General features: G+C 67.8%; 3 protein-coding genes. All 3 read left to right on the top strand.

Annotated elements, in window-relative coordinates:
- Nucleotides 1-130: 130 nt before the first annotated feature.
- Nucleotides 131-1,111 carry an ABC transporter permease gene (locus tag ACFW2E_RS19170; RefSeq protein WP_384467872.1) on the top strand — a complete coding sequence of 327 codons (981 nt, stop codon included), beginning with the start codon at nt 131-133 and terminating at the stop codon, nt 1,109-1,111.
- A 46-nt stretch (nt 1,112-1,157) separates the two neighbouring features.
- The gene (locus ACFW2E_RS19165; protein ID WP_384467870.1) at nt 1,158-2,195 is read left to right on the top strand and encodes an ABC transporter ATP-binding protein; all 1,038 of its coding nucleotides are present in this window, start codon (nt 1,158-1,160) and stop codon (nt 2,193-2,195) included.
- Between the two features lie 24 nt (nt 2,196-2,219).
- Nucleotides 2,220-2,734, top strand: a 515-nt coding sequence (locus tag ACFW2E_RS19160) for an ATP-binding cassette domain-containing protein (protein WP_384467868.1), incomplete at its 3' end; no start/stop codon positions are given.

Raw genomic sequence — 2,734 nt, 5'->3', positions numbered from 1 at the left:
CGCCGCTACCACACTACTCAACCAAACAATGACGCGGGCCCCCCCCCGGGGGGGGCCCCCCGCCCCCCGCCCCCCCCTCCGGCCCACCCCCCAACCCGGCGACGGCGCCCCGTCCGGAAAGTCACGCCCCATGTTCCGCTTCCTTGTCCGCCGAGTTCTCGGCGCGCTGATCATTCTCCTGATCATCAGCGCCGTCACTTTCTGGCTCTTCTACGCCATCCCGCGTGACCCCGCCATGATGTCCTGCGGCAGGAACTGCACGCCCGACATGCTCAAGCAGGTCCGGCACAACCTGGGCATCGACCACCCGGTCCCGGTCCAATACTGGTACTGGCTGAAGGGCCTCTTCGTCGGACGCAGCTACGGCGACTTCGGCAACTGCAACGCGCCGTGCCTCGGCTACTCGTTCGCCAACCGCGAGCCCGTCCTCGGCACGATCCTGAACCGGCTCCCGCTGACGCTCTCGCTCGCCTTCGGCTCGGCCATCGTCTTCCTGTTCTTCGGCATCTCGGCGGGCATGCTCGCGGCGGTCAAGCAGGGCAAGTGGCAGGACAAGCTCGCCAGCTCCGGCTCGCTGATCGCCTCCTCGCTGCAGATCTACTTCGTCGGGTACATCGCGATGTACTTCCTGGTCTCGAAGCTCGGCATCCTGGACAACCCGTCGTACACGCCCATCACCGAGAACCCGGCCGAATGGGCCTCCGGCCTGCTGCTGCCCTGGCTGGTCCTCGCCATCATCTTCACCGCGAACTACACCCGTATGTCGCGCTCCCAGCTGGTCGAGACGCTCAGCGAGGACTACGTCCGTACCGCACGGGCCAAGGGACTCTCCCGGCGTACGGTGTTCTTCCGGTTCGCCTGGCGCGGTGCCATGGGCCCGATCGTCACGATCTTCGGCATCGACCTCGCCACGCTCATCGGCGGCGCGATCATCACCGAGTCCGTGTTCAGCCTCCAGGGCGTCGGCCGGCTCGCGCTGGACGCCGTCAACAAGAGCGACCTGCCCATGGTGCTGGGCGTGACCCTGCTGTCCGCCGGCGCGATCGTGATCTTCAACATCGTCGTGGACGCCGTCTACGCCCTCATCGACCCGCGGATCCGGCTCGCCTGACCTCCGCCCCACCCCCTACCCCTCGCATCACCCCAGGAGCGTCCCCGTGACGAGCACCGATCAGCAGCCGTTCCTCTCGATCAAGGACCTAAAAGTCCACTTCTCCACCGAGGACGGAGTCGTCAAGGCCGTCGACGGTCTCAGCTTCGACCTGGCCAAGGGTCAGACACTCGGCATCGTGGGCGAGTCGGGATCCGGCAAGTCCGTCACCAACCTGACGATCCTGGGTCTCCACGACCGCGCCCACACCGCGATCGAAGGCGAGATCCTGCTGGACGGCAAGGAGCTGCTCACCGCCTCCGAGCGCGAGCTGGAGCGGCTGCGCGGCAACAAGATGTCCATGATCTTCCAGGACGCGCTGGCCTCGCTGTCGCCGTACCACACCGTCGGCGCCCAGATCAGCGAGACCTACCGCAAGCACACGGGCGCCTCCAAGAAGGAGGCCCGGGCGCGGGCGATCGAGATGCTGCGGCGCGTCGGGATCCCGCAGCCCGACAGCCGCGTGGACAACTACCCGCACGAGTTCTCCGGCGGTATGCGCCAGCGCGCGATGATCGCCATGGCGCTGGTCTGCGACCCTGAGCTGCTGATCGCCGACGAGCCGACCACGGCCCTCGACGTGACCGTGCAGGCCCAGATCATGGACCTGCTCAAGGACCTCCAGCAGGAGTTCGGCACCGCGATCATCTTCATCACCCACGACCTCGGCGTCATCGCGGACATCGCGGACGACGTGCTGGTGATGTACGGCGGTCGGTGTGTGGAGCGGGGGACCAAGCGCGAGGTCCTGAGCACCCCGCAACACCCCTACACCCTGGGCCTGCTCAACTCCATGCCGAGCCTCGACGGCCCGGTGGACGTGCCGCTGACACCGATCCCGGGCTCGCCGCCCTCGTTGCTCAACCCGCCGTCCGGCTGCCGCTTCCACCCGCGCTGCACCTTCGCCGAGAAGGTCTCCGGCGGGCTGTGCTCCAGCGAGCGACCTGCGCTCGACGTGGTGGAGGGCCGCGGCTCCGCCTGCCACCTCACGCTGGAGCAGCGCCAGGAATTCTTCGCCGACTTCGCCGGCTCCCAGCACAACTGACGGACAAGACGGGACTTCACGACCATGAGCAACGCAACCCCCCTCCTGGACGTCTCCGGACTGACCAAACACTTCCCGATCAAGGGCGGCTTCCCGATCCGGCGGACCGTCGGCGCGGTGCAGGCCGTCGACGGCCTCGACTTCCAGGTCGCCGAGGGCGAAAGCCTGGGTCTGGTGGGCGAGTCGGGCTGTGGCAAGTCGACCACCGGCCGGCTGATCACCCGCCTGCTGGAGCCGACCGGCGGCAGGATCTCCTACCGCGGCCAGGACATCACGCACGCCAGCCGCAGCAAGCTCGCGCCGGTACGGTCCGAGATCCAGATGATCTTCCAGGACCCCTACGCCTCGCTGAACCCGCGGCAGACGGTCGGCAAGATCATCTCCGGCCCGATGGAGATCAACGACATCAACCCGGCCGGCGGCCGCGAGAAGCGCGTCCGCGAGCTGCTGGAGATCGTCGGACTCAACCCCGAGCACTTCAACCGCTTCCCGCACGAGTTCTCCGGCGGTCAGCGCCAGCGCATCGGCGTCGCCCGCGC

This window comes from Streptomyces sp. NPDC058964 (assembly GCF_042741275.1).
GTDB lineage: Bacteria > Actinomycetota > Actinomycetes > Streptomycetales > Streptomycetaceae > Streptomyces.
The sequence above is the reverse complement of the archived record's forward strand: the minus strand, read 5'-3'. Positions and strand labels throughout refer to the sequence as shown.